Raw genomic sequence first — 15,138 nt, forward strand, 5'->3', positions numbered from 1 at the left:
ACACCTTTTTGTAGAAAAAATCACGTTTGCGGCGTTTTTATTGAAAACTATTTTAAAACAGTAGCTTACAGAAAGGTTAAATCGTGCCGGAAAACAGCCCCCAAGCAAAAGAGAGAATGATTGCAGACCTTTGGCAACCACAGGTCAAGGAGTCCTGCCCGGAAATGATTCTGCGAGCGACAAAGATTGACGCCTGGAGGCCTTTGGGCAAAGTTTGGCGGCTTGCTACCGCCATTAAAGCAGGCAAAATGGACAAAATAACCGCCCATCGCCCACAACAGGACACACGCAATGCCCCAAGTGCCGTTATCGCCCGCCACTCCAACCCCAAAAGCGAACCCGTCACAGCACCGGTGGCATCTTGCCAACCAGTTTTGCGACCTTGATGTCTTCGCCACCGGCGCGGCGATGCACCATGTGCGCTTTCATTTGCCGAACGGCAAAACCGTATCGCCGCTGGCCGAGGCATCGTGGCACGAAACGCCATTAGATAATGTCGCCCCGCATATCCAGAATATTGGCGGCGAATGGCCCTGTGTGCCCTTTGGCACCACCGGCCATGACCGGCATCATCACGGATATGGCAGCGACAGGGCATGGCAACTTATCGATATCGATACCAGCAGCCTGCGCCTGGGCATCGATTACCCGACCGGGCATGTGGTGAAAAGGCTGGAGCGGACCATCCGCCTTGCCCCCGACCGGCCGGAAATCGAGTGTGGTCTATATATATATGTCAACGAGGACTGCGCCTTGCCGATCGGCCTGCATCCGATTTTCAGATTGCCGCAGGAAGAAGGGGCATTTGACATTGCCCCCGGCGCGCATGGCCAGGTGATGACCGCCCCGCAAGATATTGCCCCGCGCGACAGTCTGCTAGGTGCCCACGAAGTGATTAGCGATAGCGGGCAGGCCCGGCGCAAGGACGGGCAAAGCAGCAATATCTGGCGCCAGACAGCACAGTTGGGCGAGGAAATTATTGCGATTTTTGACAGCCACGGAAAGATGAGCCTGAATTATGCACAGGAAGGATTTCGTGCCAACCTGTGCTGGGATGCCAGGGATTTTCCCCATTGCCTGATCTGGATCGCCAACCCGGGTTTACGCGCTATTAGCCCGGCACCGCATTTTCAGGGCATCGGCATTGAGCCGGTAAATTCCTATTTTGACCGCAACGACATGACACCTGCCGGAATGGCCAAGGCGGGGGTGGCGCTGGTCGCGGGCCAGGCATGGTCCTGTCATTATCGATTGTCGTGCGAGGCTGTTGAGAACACCAACAGCTAACCATCGTCATTTCGGGCCATCTTTACCGCCCGTTGCCAGAATGAAAAAGGGTCCTTCCGGAACATGGGAGGGCCCTTTGTCGTTATGGAAATGGATGCGTCCTGCATTCCGGCCTATTGGCCCCTGCCAACCGGCTGTATTTTACGATGTCGGGTGATGATGATGAAACGTTCCGAGCTGGATCCAGAAGATATTGTTATCAAAGAATATAACAGCCCCACCGGTGGATGGGGGTCGTTAAAATCGCTGATTAAAAAAGCCGAGGAAAACGGGCAACTGGCATCTGACATCTGGGCGATGCTGGGCGAGCAAAACAAACCCGACGGGTTTATGTGTGTTTCGTGTTCCTGGGCCAAACCGCGCGAGCCCAGCAGTTTCGAGTTTTGTGAAAACGGCGCCAAAGCCACCATTTGGGAACACGACCCCAAACGTGCGGATCCCGATTTTTTTGCCCGCCATACGGTGACAGAGCTTCGCGATTGGAACGACCACGATCTGGAGAAAACCGGGCGTCTGAGCGCACCGATGAAATACAACCCGGATTGCGATAAATACGAACCGATTGACTGGAATGTGGCCTTTCGAGAAATTGCGGCCGAATTAAACCGGTTGAACCCGGATGACGTGATTTTTTATGCCTCGGGCCGGGCCTCGCTGGAGGCATCGCATATGTATCAGCTGTTTGCTCGCATTTACGGGTCTAACAATCTGCCTGATTCATCAAATATGTGCCATGAATCCACCTCGGTCGGGCTGCCCAAATCAATCGGGTCGCCTGTGGGTACGGTACAGCTGGAAGATTTTGCCAAATGCGACATGATCTTTTTTATCGGCCACAATGTTGGCGTTAACGCCCCGCGCATGTTGCATCCGTTGCAGGAAGCCCGCAAACGCGGTGTGCCGCTGGTGGCCTTTAACCCGCTGCCCGAACGCGGGCTGGTACGGTTTAAAAACCCGCAATCCCCCACCGAAATGCTGTCGCCTGGCCCGGGCACCGAAATGTCGAGCGACTTTTTGCAACTTAAATCCGGCGGTGACCTGTCGGTTTTAACCGGCATTTGCAAACATTTGCTGGTGTTGGAAGATGATGCCCAAAAGGCCGGCACACCTGCCGTGTTGGATCATGATTTTATTAACCAGCATACCAGCGGCTTTGATGAATTTTGCGCGTTTTTGCGTGCCGCAAACTGGGATGAAATTGTTAAACGGTCCGGCATTGAACGAGCCGAAATTGAGCGCATTGCCGCCCTTTATGCCAGCAAGGAGCGGGTCATTGCCAATTATGGCATGGGGTTAACCCAGCACCGCGAAGGTGTGGAAAATGTGCAGATGCTGTGCAACATGCTGTTAATGCGCGGCAATATTGGCAAGGAAGGGGCCGGAATTTCGCCGGTGCGTGGGCATAGTAATGTGCAGGGCCAGCGCACCGTGGGCATTTCGGAAAAACCCGAGCTGGTCCCGCTTGACAAACTGGCTGAATTTTACCGCTTTGAGCCGCCACGCCACAAGGGCAAGGATACCGTTGAAGCCTGCGAAGGGATGTTAAACGGCACCGTTAAAGGCTTTATCGGTCTGGGTGGCAATTTTTCGCGCGCCGTTCCCGAGACAGCCCTGGTGGAAAAAGCATGGCGGCGGATGGATTTGCACGTACAAATCGCCACCAAACTGAACCGCAACCATTTGCTGACCACACGGGCGACCTATCTACTGCCCTGCCTGGGGCGGAGCGAACGCGACACCCAGGTGAGTGGCGATCAATGGGTATCGATGGAGGATTCAACAGCCAACATTCACGGATCCTTTGGCAGTCGCGACCCAGCCAGCGACAAATTACTGTCAGAACCCGCCATTGTTGCCCGGTTGGCAATGGCCACCTGCAATGACAAGGCCGATGTGCCGTGGCAGGCATGGGTCGATGATTACGCCAAAGTCCGTGATGCGATCGAGCGCACCTATCCCGACGACTTCAAGGATTTCAACCAGCGCTTCACCCATCCTGGCGGGTTCCATCGCAATATTGTCGCCTGCAAACGCGAATGGAAAACCGATAATGGCAAGGCCAATTTCATTACGCCGCGTAACCTTGATACCGACCCGGATGTTCATGCCAACGGGTTAGATGTTCTGACCTTGCTGACCATTCGCTCCAACGACCAGTTTAACACCACCATTTATGGCTATGATGACCGGTTGCGGGGCATTCACGGCACCCGGATGGTGGTTTTGCTTAACGCACAAGACATTGCCCGGCTGGGCCTTGAAGACGGCGAAATGGTTGATCTGGTTACGGCCACGACCGATGGCATTGATCGCCGTGTCGAAGGTTTACGGGTGGTGCCCTATTCGATCCCAGCGGGGAATTGTGCGGGGTATTACCCCGAGCTGAACCCGTTAATGCCGTTATTTCACCACTCGCGCACAGCACATGTTCCGGCAGCAAAGTCCATTCCGGTTCGTATTGAAAAAACCCTGCGCCCGACCACCCCTGTCGCACAGTAAAAGGAGCACATCATGCGCCCCGATGACAAACGCGAAGCAACCATTTCAGCCACGGTTGAAAGACAACGTCAAATTCAGGACGAGGTCGCAAAGGCCGACGCCGCCGCCCCACAGCGAAGCGATAACGCCATGCAGGCTGGCGCACGCCAATACCCGGTGCCACCTTTTGAAAAAACCCATCAGGACAAGCCCGGCACTGAAGCCCGCCTGTCGCCAGAACCCCTGTATGACGCGCCTTTTTACAAGGGATCGGGCAAGCTGGAAGGCAAGGTTGCCCTGATAACCGGTGGCGATTCCGGTATTGGTCGCTCGGTTGCGATATTATATGCCCGCGAAGGTGCAGATATTGCCATTGCCTATTTAAATGAAGATGAAGACGCCCAAACAACCCGCGACGCGGTGATAAAGGAAGGGCAAAAATGCATTCTTTTGCGCGGCGATGTGCGCGAAACGGCATTTTGCAACGACGCGGTTGAAACAACCGTCGCCGAACTGGGCGGACTGGATGTGTTGGTTAACAATGCCGCCTTTCAGGTCCATAGCCAAAACATCGAAGACCTGAGCGACGCGCATTTTGACGAAACCATCAAAACCAATTTGCATGGCTATTTTCAAATGGCGCGCGCCGCCATTCCGCACATGAAAAGCGGATCGGCGATTGTTAATACCGGCTCAACCACCGGGATTTCGGGCAACTGGCAATTACTGGATTATTCCATGAGCAAAGGCGGCATTCATGCCTTTACCCGTGCTTTGGGCTCCAACCTGATTGACCGCAACATTCGCGTTAATGCTGTGGCGCCGGGCCCGGTATGGTCGCCACTTAACCCGTCAGACCGGGTGGCGGACGAAGTTGCACAATTTGGTAGCGAAACGCCGATGAAACGCCCGGCCCAGCCCGAAGAACTGGCACCGGCCTATGTATTTTTGGCATCCCCGCAATGTTCAAGCTTTATCACCGGCGAAATTCTGCCGGTGATCGGGGGATATTAGGCCATCTGACCTGACAGAAAGGCTGGCATTTCGCCGTCAGCCTTTCGCACCCGCGTTCTTTCGCAATCAGCCCGCCTGACAAAAACAGCAAGGAGCCCGTTATGATTCCCGATTGGCTACATGCCATTGCCATCATTTCCCTTTTGATGGGGCTGGTCAGTGCCATCGTTATTATTGTCGCCGAAATGCGCGATCCGCAACATATGTGGATCATGAATGTGGTTTGGCCGTTATTTGCGCTATTTGCCTCGGTTGCGGCCCTGTGGCTGTATTTTCGCTATGGGGTACTGGCATCGCATGGATCAATGATGCCTGCGATGAAAAACAACAAAACCCCGCCCAACAAACGCTTTACCCCGTTTGGCATTATGGTGGCAAAGGGCACGGCACATTGTGGCAGTGGTTGTGCGCTGGGCGATATCATTGCCGAATGGCTGGTGTTTTTTGTGCCTGCCATCGCTGTGTGGCTGGGCTATCCGTCGTTCTTTTCAGAAAAAATGTATGCGACCTGGATACTCGATTTTATTCTGGCGTTTGGGTTTGGCGTGGTGTTTCAGTATTTCACCATCAAACCGATGCGCGATCTTAGCTTTGGACAGGGTATTTATCAGGCGATCAAGGCCGATACCCTGTCGCTGATTGCGTGGCAGGTCGGCATGTATGGCTTTATGGCGATTGCGCATTTCCTGATTTTCAAGGACTTGCTCGGCGCCGAGCTTAAGGTTCCCACGGTCGAGTTCTGGTTCATGATGCAAATCGCCATGTGGTGCGGTTTTGCCACCTCGTATCCGGTCAATGTCTGGTTGATCAAAAGCGGGGTGAAGGAAAAAATGTAATAAACCTGCGGCAAAACCGGCATGGCGCACGCCGCATCGCCAAAAGGCGAAACGGCCCTGTCCGTTTACCGGTTTTGCTTTTCCCCGCCGAGTGATCTAATCTGAAAAAAAACAAGATAAAATCGGCGGAGGAACATGATGAGATCGACCGCACAACGTGCGCCGGGGAAACCTGCGCATGTCTATACGCCCCTGCCCCCGGCAAACCGCGACGAGGGTGCGCCGAAAACCGGCCGTGGCGATATGTCGCCAATGGATGAAACAGCCACCGCCGCGCCGGGCACCGATACAGCATCAATGCGCGACGAGGACAGGAACGAAAGCGGACCGGGGCCGGAATTTGGCCCGTGGCTGGCGCAAGCATCGATCCTGATTGTCGATGATGAACCGGGCATGCGCAATTTTCTGTCCCGCACCCTTGGCCCGCGTTGCAAACGGCTGGAAGAAGCCGCCGATAGCACAGAAGCATCACGCAAGCTTGATGAACATCATTTTGATGTCGTGATCCTTGATAACATCATGCCGGGCAAAAGCGGGGTGGAATGGCTGACCGAACAGCGCGAAATCGGCTTTTTTGCCGATGCGATATTAATGACCGCCTATGCCGACCTTGATACCGCCATCAAAGCACTGCGTGCTGGCGCGGTTGATTTTGTATTAAAGCCCTTTCGATCCAACCAGATATTAAACGCCGTTGCCCGCTGCCTTGACCGGATGCGCCTGCGCCGGGAAAACTATGTGTTGCGCCATGAATTAAGATCAACATCCGACCACGTATTGCTGCGTGACAAGCTGATTGGTTATTCGCCGGAAATTCAGGACCTTCGCGAGACCATTGCCCGCGTTGCTCCGCTGCCGACATCGATTTTAATTTCCGGGGAAAGCGGGACCGGCAAGGAAGTAACGGCAAGGTCCATCCATGCGCTGTCTGACCGGGCAGACAAACCCTTTGTCCCGGTTAATTGTGCCGCCATTCCGACCGATATGATCGAAGCCGAACTGTTTGGCCATTTAAAGGGGGCCTTTACCGGGGCCAACCATGCCCGCGACGGCCTGTTTTTACATGCGCAGGGCGGGACATTATTTTTAGACGAAATTGGCGAATTGCCGCTGGCAACCCAAAGCAAACTTTTGCGCGCCATAGAAGACCGGCGCATTCGCCCGGTGGGCTCAGAACGCGAAGCCCCGGTGGATTTACGCTTTATTTTCGCCACCAATGCCGATCTGGAAGCCGAGGTTGAGGCCGGAAATTTCCGTGCTGATTTATTCTACCGGATTAACGTGATGCAAATGCACATGCCGCCCTTGCGTGATCGCGGCGATGATGTGCTGGAACTGGCCGGTTTGTTTATGAACAAACTAAGCAAACAACTGGGCATGCCGCCGGTGGTAATGGATGGGGCGGTGCGGGCCGGGCTAACCCGTTATAACTGGCCGGGAAATGTGCGCGAATTGCGTAACCTGATTGAGCGGTCACTGATTTTAGGGCGCTTTCCGCCCGAATTCCGCGATGATGCGGCACACAGCCCCGACAGCACCGAAACCGAAACGCTGGACGAACTGGAACGCCGCCACATCATGACCATGTTGCATAAAACCGGCGGCAACCGCAACGAAGCCGCACGCAGGCTGGGTGTCTCGCGCAAGACCATCGACCGCAAATGTGCCAGTTGGAACGGCCCGCAGGAATGAGCGAGCCTGCATCATCGCCCCCCCTGAAATACGGAACTGTCAAACCGGCAGGAAGGTCGATCCGGTTTCGGTTGCTGGCAATTGCCCTGTTGCCAACGCTGGTAATATTGCCCTTGATGCTGGGCTTTATGATGGTGCGCTGGAACGGCAAGTTTGATGCGCTGCTAACCTCAAAGGTGCATGGCGATTTAACCATCGCGCATCAGTATTTCAGCCATATTCTGGAAAATACCGGCAAGCAGATCGAGGCCCTGGGGCAATCGGTTTCGTTTCGCGATGCACTGCGCGATAACGATCTTGATCAAAATCTGGATCATGACCAAACCCTTGCCGCCCTGCTTGACCAGCAACGCCAGAAAATGGGGCTGGATTTTTTATACCTGATCAACAGCCGCTCGCAGCTTGCCAGTGCATCGCCCGCCACCGCCCAACCCGTTATTAACCAGAACTGGCCAGTGATTGAAACCGCCCTTGCGGGCGGATCCTCCACCGCTGTTGATATTTTTAAAAACAGCGACCTTGCCGCAATTTCACCGGCAATGGCACAACGTGCCCGGCTTGATCTGATCGACACGCCAAATGCCACCCCGACCGACCAAAACATTGAAAGCCGGGGCATGGTGGTGCATTCGGCCAGTTATGTGACCTTACCCGATGGCACAAAGGGCGCGCTGGTGGGCGGCATTTTGCTCAACCAGAACCTTGTTTTCATCGATACCATCAATGATCTGGTATATCGCGCCAGCAGCCTGCCCGAAGGCAGCCAGGGCACCGCCACCCTGTTTTTGGATGATGTCCGGATATCGACCAATGTGCGCCTGTTTGAAAATCGCCGGGCGCTGGGAACACGGGTGTCGGGTGCTGTGCGATCTGCGGTTTTGGGCGATGGCAAGGTGTGGCTGGACCGGGCGTTTGTGGTTAATGACTGGTACATTTCGGCCTATGAGCCGATCACGGACAGTTTTGGCAAACGGGTGGGCATGCTCTATGTCGGCTTTTTGGAACAGCCCTTTGCCCGGACCAAATATGAAAGTCTGATTTTAATATTCGGGGCGTTTCTGGTGGTCGCCACCATTACCATCCCGGTGTTTTTGCGCTGGGCGCGGGGTATTTTCAAGCCATTGGAACGCATGACCCGCACCATTGCCCGGGTTGAAAATGGCGATCTGGGTGCGCGCACCAACCTGCCCGTCGCGCGCGACGAAATTTCCCATGTCGCCATGCATCTGGATGATTTGCTAGACCAGGTGCAACAACGCGATCGGCAATTGCGCCACTGGAATGATGAACTTAATACCCGTGTTGATGAACGTACCGCCGAACTGCAAAAAGCCAACCAGCAACTTGAAGCGGCGACCAAACAACTGATCATGTCGGAAAAACTGGCCGCGATTGGCGAAATTACCGCCGGGGTTGCCCATGAAATTAACAACCCGGTCGCGGTGTTGCAGGGCAATTTTGATGTGATGTGCAGCCTTTTGGGCGACAACGCCAATATCGCCCGAACCGAAATTCGCCTGATCGACGAACAGGTCAGCCGCATTAATCAGATCATGACCAAACTGCTGCAATTTGCCAAACCCGAGGAATATGCCGGTTTTGTTGAACGCCACGATGCCGGTGAAGTGATCAACGATTGCTTGCCACTGGTGCAGCATTTGTTAAACCGCGCCGCCATCAATGTCACCCTGACCCATACCTCGACCCGGTTCATCGTAATGAACCGGACCGAACTGCAACAGGTACTGGTCAACCTGATTGTAAATGCCCTGCATGCCATGCCCGATGGCGGCACCCTGACCCTGATGGATCAGGACATGGCCCGCGACGGCGAACCCGGCATTTTAATTACCATCGCCGATACCGGCATTGGCATGGCACCGGATGTGATGGCCCGCATATTCGACCCGTTTTTCACCACCAAACGCCGCGAAGGCACGGGCCTTGGCCTGTCGATCAGCAAAACCCTGATTGACCGGCAAGGCGGCAGCTTTGACGTTACCAGCACGCCGGGCGAGGGCACCACATTCCTGATCTGGCTGCCCGAAGCCAGCTAGGATGAGGGCAATTGCCCTAACCCTGATCACATAAAAACGGCAAAAAAGACCCGGTCGCCCCTTCATTGATCATTAAAAGCGACATGCGGTTGGCATAATCAAGCTCGCCTTGCGAGGTGGGGCAAACATGAATGCGCGCAACACAGCCCGACTGGATAAACTGATCCTGACGGGCCAAAAATGCCTGTCCCAGACCAGTTGCACCCTGTTCGGTGCCAAATTTGGTAAACAGCTCGCACTTCTTTTCACTCCAGGTCGTTGCTGAACCTTGCCCCGCCTGAGCATTTTTCCCAAAGGACACCACAAGCATCGCAACCGCCAGAACCTGCACTATATTTGAAATACGCATTCCTGAAATCACCCGTTTTTCCATTACCAGGTTACAAATCATCCTCAAAACGTACCGTCGATTGATTACGTTTTCGACAATGGAAAAGGAAGAACCGCTATTTTCAGGTTTCATTATGGCAGCAGCGCAAAATGACTGCAGACATCTTTGAAAACCAAATTCATCCGATTGTTCCCCCTAAAATGCTGCGCAGCATTTGGCAAAAAACACCTGCCACACACGCGGGACAAAATGTCCTTATCCACAACCTTATTTCAAAAATAGTTGGACATTTTGTCCATTGGCCAATCGGTCGATAGATAAAAACAATCAGAAGCTTTCCAGTAACCCCGCCAAATCCCTGCCATTGAAGAAAATGGCACGGGTTTTGCGGTAATGTTTGCTCCGGTCAATCACGGACGGGCCGATCAAGGGTCTGAAAAAACAGAATACCGGGAGGAAAATTTGAATGTTTGATAGCCTGAAAAAGGAACATATCGTCGCGCATGACGATTTCAACCGCTGGAAGGTTCCGCCAGCATCCATCGCCATTCATTTGTGCATTGGCTCCGTCTATGCATGGAGCATTTTTAACCCGCCCCTGATCAAGGAATTTGGCGTGGTAGCGGCCTCGTCGGGGGATTGGGGCCTTAAATCTGTTGTCTGGATTTTCTCTGTCGCCATTGTCTTTTTGGGCCTTGCGGCTGCCTTTGGCGGCAAATGGCTGGAAGAAGTCGGCCCGCGCATGGTGGGCGTTGTCGCCGCATTTTGCTGGGGCGGCGGTTTCATCATCGGTGGTTTCGGCATTATGACCCACCAGCTCTGGCTGGTGTATCTGGGCTATGGTGCCATTGGCGGCTGCGGCCTTGGTTTGGGCTATGTATCGCCGGTATCAACCCTGATCCGGTGGTTCCCCGACCGGCGCGGCATGGCAACCGGCATGGCCATTATGGGCTTTGGCGGCGGCGCCATGATTGCAACGCCGATCAAGGAATCATTGCTGTCGTTTTTCTATAAGGCCCCGGATTATCTGGGGGCCGAAGGTGCCATTAACATGGTTACCGAAGGCGGCAAACGCATGGCCGAAGTTGGCGGCCAGATGGTGGAAGTGGTTGTTGCCGGTGCCGCACAGATTGCATCGGCCCCGGTTCCACTGCAGGAAGGTGTTTATGTGGTTGGCACGGGTAACACCGGTGCTGCTTCGACCTTCTTTACCCTTGGCGTTGCCTATTTCATTGTCATGATCATTGCATCGTTTTCCTATCGCGTCCCGCGCGAAGGATGGCTTCCGGCTGGCTGGACTCCGCCAACCGAGGATGCCGCATCCAAGCGCATGATCACGCATAAAAACGTCCATATTGATCAGGCATTGAAAACCCCGCAGTTTTACCTGCTGTGGATTGTTCTGTGCTTTAACGTGACCGCCGGTATCGGGGTGATTGGCGTTGCCAAAACCATGATGTCGGAAATTTTCGGATCGACCCTCCCTTTGGTGGTTAATTCGGCCTTTGCCGCGACCTATGTGTTTATGATTTCGGTCTTTAACATGTGCGGGCGGTTCTTCTGGGCCTCGATCTCGGATTATATCGGGCGCAAAAACACCTATTTTTGCTTCTTCATCCTCGGCATCATTCTGTATCTGTCGATTCCGTTTGCCGCCGAGCAGGTCAGCGTCAACCCGGCCATTACCTGGCTTGTGATGTTCTATGCCGCGACCATGATTATCTTCACCATGTACGGTGGCGGCTTTGCCACCGTCCCGGCATATCTGGCTGATATTTTCGGCACCAAATATGTCGGTGGTATTCATGGCCGGTTGTTAACCGCTTGGAGCACGGCTGGCGTTTTAGGCCCGCTTGCCATTACCCAGCTGCGTCAGGCATCGGTAACCAGTTCCATTTCCGATCTGGCCAGCAAGATTGATCCTGCTGCATTCCAGCAAAAATTCGGGGCGGGCATTGAACAGATCGATCAGCTGGTTGCGGCAAAAACCGTAACCATCGCCCGGTTGATGGAAATTGCCCCTGCCGGCACGATTGACCCGACATCAAGCCTTTATAACACCACCATGTATGCGATGGCGGGCTTGCTGGTAATTGGTTTGATTGCCAACGCCCTGGTCAAACCGATCCATGACAAACATTACATGGAAACCGCAGGCAACGACGATATCGACGCCAAGAATGCCCGAACGGCAGCCGAAGCCTCGAAAGCCTGAACCATCGAGGATTGCGGCGCCCCGAAACAGGGAGCCGCAATTCGTTAATGCGGGTCATTGCAAAATAATACCCACATGACGAAAAAGGTTTTGTTGCAGGTATCCGCCCCAAATCGGTTACCCTGCCTGCAACAAAACCACCTTTAACGGACCGGCAAGTTCACAACACCCAGAACGACCGGGACGGGGCAAAAATGATCGACAAACTTGAAATGTTTATGGTGCTGGCCCGCGAACAGCATTTTGGCCATGCCGCCGAGGCCTGCGGCGTTACCCAGCCCACCCTTTCCAGCGCCATTCGCCAGCTGGAAGACCAGTTGGGTGTGATGCTGGTGCGGCGCGGATCGCGGTTTCAGGGCTTAACCCTGGAAGGCGAGCGGGTTTTGGACTGGGCGCGGCATATTGTGGGCAGTGCGCGATCCATGCGTGATGAAATGCGCGCCATGCGGCTGGGCCTGACCGGCAGGGTGAAAATTGCCGTTATCCCCACCGCCCTTGCGATGGTGCAGGAACTGACAACACCGTTTCGCGAAAAGCACCCCGATATTACCTTTTCGGTGCTGTCACGCACATCGGGCGAAATTCGCGCCTTGCTGGAAAATCTGGAAATTGATGCCGGAATTACATATCTGGATAACGAACCACTGGGCCGGGTCACCAAAGTTCCGCTATATGACGAACGCTATTTGCTGGTGACATCGATCCATGCCAATTACGGCGAGAAAGACAGCATTTCGTGGCACGATGCCAGCCTGCTGCCGTTGTGCCTGTTAACGCCCGACATGCAAAACCGCCGCATCATCGACAGCCATCTGGCCGAAGCCGGGGCCGAGGCCAAACCAACGCTGGTATCAGATTCAATGATTGCGCTGTTTTCCCATGTGCAAACCGGCAACTGGGCCAGCATCATGCCCGAAAAAATGATCCAGACCTTTGGCCTGCCCGATCGCATTCGCGCCGTGCCCATCGTTAACCCCGATGCCCGCCATCAAGTAGGCCTGATTACCGCAAGCCGGGAGCCGCAAACACCGATCATTGCGGCGCTTTTAAAGGAAGCGGCCCGTATTTCCGCACTGCAACAAGCCGCTTGATAAGGTTTTGCTATCGCGTAACGGGAACGCTCTATTGAACGCAGTGGCGGTTTTGCCGACACTGATAAAAATAAACAAAGACTGCTTTGTGAGAGAGGCTGCATTGTCTTTATCTGTTACGACCGAGGAAATGTCCGTTCGGGTCGGTGCCATCGTTGATGCATGCGCCGAACTGGAAGGCCCGTTATTGCCAATTTTGCATGATGTGCAAAAGGAATTTGGCTTTGTCCCGCAACCTGCCCTGCAAATTATTGCTGGCCGCCTGAATTTAAGCCGCGCCGAAGTTCATGGTGTTGCCAGTTTTTATCACGATTTTCGCGAAAAGCACCCAGGCCGTCACGTTCTTAAAATATGCCGGGCGGAAGCCTGCCAGTCGATGGGGGCCGACCGCGTGGCCGACCATGCCAGGCGCACCCTGAATGTGGACTGGCACGAAACCACCAATGATGACGCCATCACGTTAGAACCGGTTTATTGCCTGGGCCTGTGCGCCTGCGCCCCTGCCGCCCTGATGGACGATAAACTGGTGGGCCGTGTCGATGAAGACCGCCTTGATACCCTGATCGCGGAGGCACGTTCATGAGCCTTAAAATTTACGTCCCGCTGGATTCAGGCTCCATCGCGCTGGGGGCCGATGATGTTGCCACCGCCGTTGCAACCGAAATTGGCAAACGCAACATTGATGCCAAACTGGTGCGCAACGGGTCGCGCGGCATGTATTGGCTAGAACCGATGGTCGAGGTCGAAACCCCCACCGGGCGCTTTGCCTATGGCCCGGTCACACCCAAGGATGTTGCCAGCCTGTTTGATGCCGATTTTATCGCAGGCAGCGACCATGCCCTGGCCCTTGGCCCGACCGAGGAAATTCCGTTCCTGAAAAAACAAACCCGGCTGACCTTTGCGCGTTGCGGTATTATCGACCCGTTATCCATCGAAGATTACCGCGCCTATGAAGGCTTTGCCGGGTTAGACAAGGCCGTCACCATGAAACCGGCCGATATTGTTAAACAGGTTACCGATAGCGGCCTGCGGGGTCGTGGCGGGGCCGGTTTTCCCACCGGGATTAAATGGAATACCGTGCTGGGAGCCGAATCCTCGCAAAAATACATTGTTTGCAATGCCGATGAAGGCGATAGCGGCACCTTTGCCGATCGCATGATCATGGAAGGCGAGCCCTTCGTTCTGATCGAAGGCATGGCCATTGCCGGTATCGCCACCGGGGCCACCAAGGGATATTTATATACCCGATCCGAATATCCCGATGCCATCCGCGTGATGGAAGAAGCCGTTAAAGTGGCGCGTGCGGGCGGCATTCTGGGCAAAAACATTCTGGGCTCGGAATATGATTTCGACATGGAAGTCCGCACCGGGGCCGGGGCCTATGTTTGCGGCGAGGAAACGTCGCTGCTAAACAGCCTTGAAGGCAAACGCGGCGTTGTGCGGGCCAAACCACCGCTTCCCGCCCTTGAAGGTTTTATGGGCCGCCCGACGGTTGTGAACAATGTGCTGTCACTGGCATCTGTTCCCATCATTATGGACAAAGGGGCGGACTTTTACCGCGATTTTGGCATGGGCCGCTCACGCGGCACCATTCCCATCCAGTTGGCGGGTAATATTAAATTTGGCGGCCTGTTTGAAACTGCCTTTGGCCTGACATTGGGCGAGTTGGTCGACGATATTGGCGGCGGCACCGCCACCGGCCGCCCGGTGCGCGCCGTGCAGGTGGGCGGGCCTTTGGGGGCCTATTTCCCGCGTGATCTGTTTGATACCCCGTTTGATTACGAAGAATTTGCCAAGCGCGACGGATTGATCGGCCATGCCGGTATTGTTGTGTTTGACGACAGCGTTGATCTGATGAAACAGGCGCGGTTTGCGATGGAGTTTTGCGCCATTGAAAGCTGTGGCAAATGCACGCCGTGCCGTATTGGTGCGGTACGCGGCGTTGAAACCGTCGATAAAATCGCCCAAGGCGATGATCCCGACGGCCAGATCGAGCTGCTTCATGATTTGTGCGACACCATGAAATTCGGATCTCTTTGTGCTTTGGGCGGTTTCACCCCCTATCCGGTTTTAAGTGCGCTGACCCACTTCCCCGAAGATTTCAAGCCACGCGCGCTTGATATTGCAGCGGAGTAAG

The 15,138-nt window shown here is 54.6% G+C and carries 11 protein-coding genes; 10 read left to right on the forward strand and 1 reads right to left on the reverse strand.

Annotated features, from left to right (window positions below; all coding sequences use genetic code 11):
• The first annotated feature begins 291 nt into the window (after positions 1 to 291).
• The 6 genes from TMES_RS20750 (at position 292) to TMES_RS20775 (ending at position 9,364) form a co-directional block, all read left to right on the forward strand.
• Positions 292 to 1,287 carry an aldose 1-epimerase gene (locus TMES_RS20750; protein WP_085586183.1) on the forward strand — a complete coding sequence of 332 codons (996 nt, stop codon included), beginning with the start codon at positions 292 to 294 and terminating at the stop codon, positions 1,285 to 1,287.
• A gap of 63 nt (positions 1,288 to 1,350) precedes the next feature.
• Complete coding sequence (locus TMES_RS20755) at positions 1,351 to 3,786, forward strand: FdhF/YdeP family oxidoreductase (RefSeq protein WP_245835536.1); 2,436 nt, start codon at positions 1,351 to 1,353, stop codon at positions 3,784 to 3,786.
• A gap of 12 nt (positions 3,787 to 3,798) precedes the next feature.
• Positions 3,799 to 4,779 (forward strand): SDR family oxidoreductase, encoded by a 981-nt coding sequence (locus TMES_RS20760; protein ID WP_085586185.1) that lies wholly within the window; start codon positions 3,799 to 3,801, stop codon positions 4,777 to 4,779.
• Between the two features lie 101 nt (positions 4,780 to 4,880).
• Positions 4,881 to 5,615 (forward strand): DUF4396 domain-containing protein, encoded by a 735-nt coding sequence (locus tag TMES_RS20765; protein ID WP_085586187.1) that lies wholly within the window; start codon positions 4,881 to 4,883, stop codon positions 5,613 to 5,615.
• A 135-nt stretch (positions 5,616 to 5,750) separates the two neighbouring features.
• Positions 5,751 to 7,307, forward strand: coding sequence for a sigma-54-dependent transcriptional regulator (locus TMES_RS20770; RefSeq protein ID WP_245835537.1), 1,557 nt, complete (start codon positions 5,751 to 5,753; stop codon positions 7,305 to 7,307).
• Positions 7,304 to 9,364 (forward strand): sensor histidine kinase, encoded by a 2,061-nt coding sequence (locus TMES_RS20775; RefSeq protein WP_085586189.1) that lies wholly within the window; start codon positions 7,304 to 7,306, stop codon positions 9,362 to 9,364. Before TMES_RS20770 ends, TMES_RS20775 begins: the two co-directional genes overlap by 4 nt.
• 16 nt (positions 9,365 to 9,380) lie before the next feature.
• On the opposite strand, the gene TMES_RS20780 is transcribed toward TMES_RS20775, so the two are convergent.
• Positions 9,381 to 9,713 (reverse strand): hypothetical protein, encoded by a 333-nt coding sequence (locus tag TMES_RS20780; RefSeq protein WP_143589760.1) that lies wholly within the window; start codon positions 9,711 to 9,713, stop codon positions 9,381 to 9,383.
• Between the two features lie 448 nt (positions 9,714 to 10,161).
• On the opposite strand from TMES_RS20780, the gene TMES_RS20785 reads away from it, so the two are divergent.
• The 4 genes from TMES_RS20785 (at position 10,162) to TMES_RS20800 (ending at position 15,137) form a co-directional block, all read left to right on the forward strand.
• Positions 10,162 to 11,910 carry an OFA family MFS transporter gene (locus tag TMES_RS20785; protein ID WP_085586193.1) on the forward strand — a complete coding sequence of 583 codons (1,749 nt, stop codon included), beginning with the start codon at positions 10,162 to 10,164 and terminating at the stop codon, positions 11,908 to 11,910.
• Between the two features lie 194 nt (positions 11,911 to 12,104).
• Entirely contained in the window at positions 12,105 to 13,001 is an 897-nt protein-coding gene (locus TMES_RS20790) for a LysR family transcriptional regulator (RefSeq protein ID WP_085586195.1), read from the forward strand.
• Between the two features lie 103 nt (positions 13,002 to 13,104).
• Complete coding sequence (locus tag TMES_RS20795) at positions 13,105 to 13,584, forward strand: formate dehydrogenase subunit gamma (RefSeq protein WP_085586249.1); 480 nt, start codon at positions 13,105 to 13,107, stop codon at positions 13,582 to 13,584.
• Positions 13,581 to 15,137 (forward strand): formate dehydrogenase beta subunit, encoded by a 1,557-nt coding sequence (locus TMES_RS20800; RefSeq protein WP_085586197.1) that lies wholly within the window; start codon positions 13,581 to 13,583, stop codon positions 15,135 to 15,137. The genes TMES_RS20795 and TMES_RS20800 overlap by 4 nt, the downstream gene beginning before the upstream one ends.
• The last annotated feature ends 1 nt before the right edge of the window (position 15,138 follow it).

Origin of the sequence: Thalassospira mesophila, from assembly GCF_002115755.1 — a bacterium.
Taxonomy (GTDB): Bacteria; Pseudomonadota; Alphaproteobacteria; order Rhodospirillales; family Thalassospiraceae; genus Thalassospira; species Thalassospira mesophila.

What these genes read in the sequence shown, in the direction of transcription:
- TMES_RS20750 (WP_085586183.1), top strand. Translation starts at nt 292, where the DNA reads ATGCCCCAAGTGCCGTTATCGCCCGCCACTCCAACCCCAAAAGCGAAC.
- TMES_RS20755 (WP_245835536.1), top strand. Translation starts at nt 1,351, where the DNA reads ATGGGAGGGCCCTTTGTCGTTATGGAAATGGATGCGTCCTGCATTCCG.
- TMES_RS20760 (WP_085586185.1), top strand. Translation starts at nt 3,799, where the DNA reads ATGCGCCCCGATGACAAACGCGAAGCAACCATTTCAGCCACGGTTGAA.
- TMES_RS20765 (WP_085586187.1), top strand. Translation starts at nt 4,881, where the DNA reads ATGATTCCCGATTGGCTACATGCCATTGCCATCATTTCCCTTTTGATG.
- TMES_RS20770 (WP_245835537.1), top strand. Translation starts at nt 5,751, where the DNA reads ATGATGAGATCGACCGCACAACGTGCGCCGGGGAAACCTGCGCATGTC.
- TMES_RS20775 (WP_085586189.1), top strand. Translation starts at nt 7,304, where the DNA reads ATGAGCGAGCCTGCATCATCGCCCCCCCTGAAATACGGAACTGTCAAA.
- TMES_RS20780 (WP_143589760.1), bottom strand. Translation starts at nt 9,713, where the DNA reads ATGCGTATTTCAAATATAGTGCAGGTTCTGGCGGTTGCGATGCTTGTG.
- TMES_RS20785 (WP_085586193.1), top strand. Translation starts at nt 10,162, where the DNA reads ATGTTTGATAGCCTGAAAAAGGAACATATCGTCGCGCATGACGATTTC.
- TMES_RS20790 (WP_085586195.1), top strand. Translation starts at nt 12,105, where the DNA reads ATGATCGACAAACTTGAAATGTTTATGGTGCTGGCCCGCGAACAGCAT.
- TMES_RS20800 (WP_085586197.1), top strand. Translation starts at nt 13,581, where the DNA reads ATGAGCCTTAAAATTTACGTCCCGCTGGATTCAGGCTCCATCGCGCTG.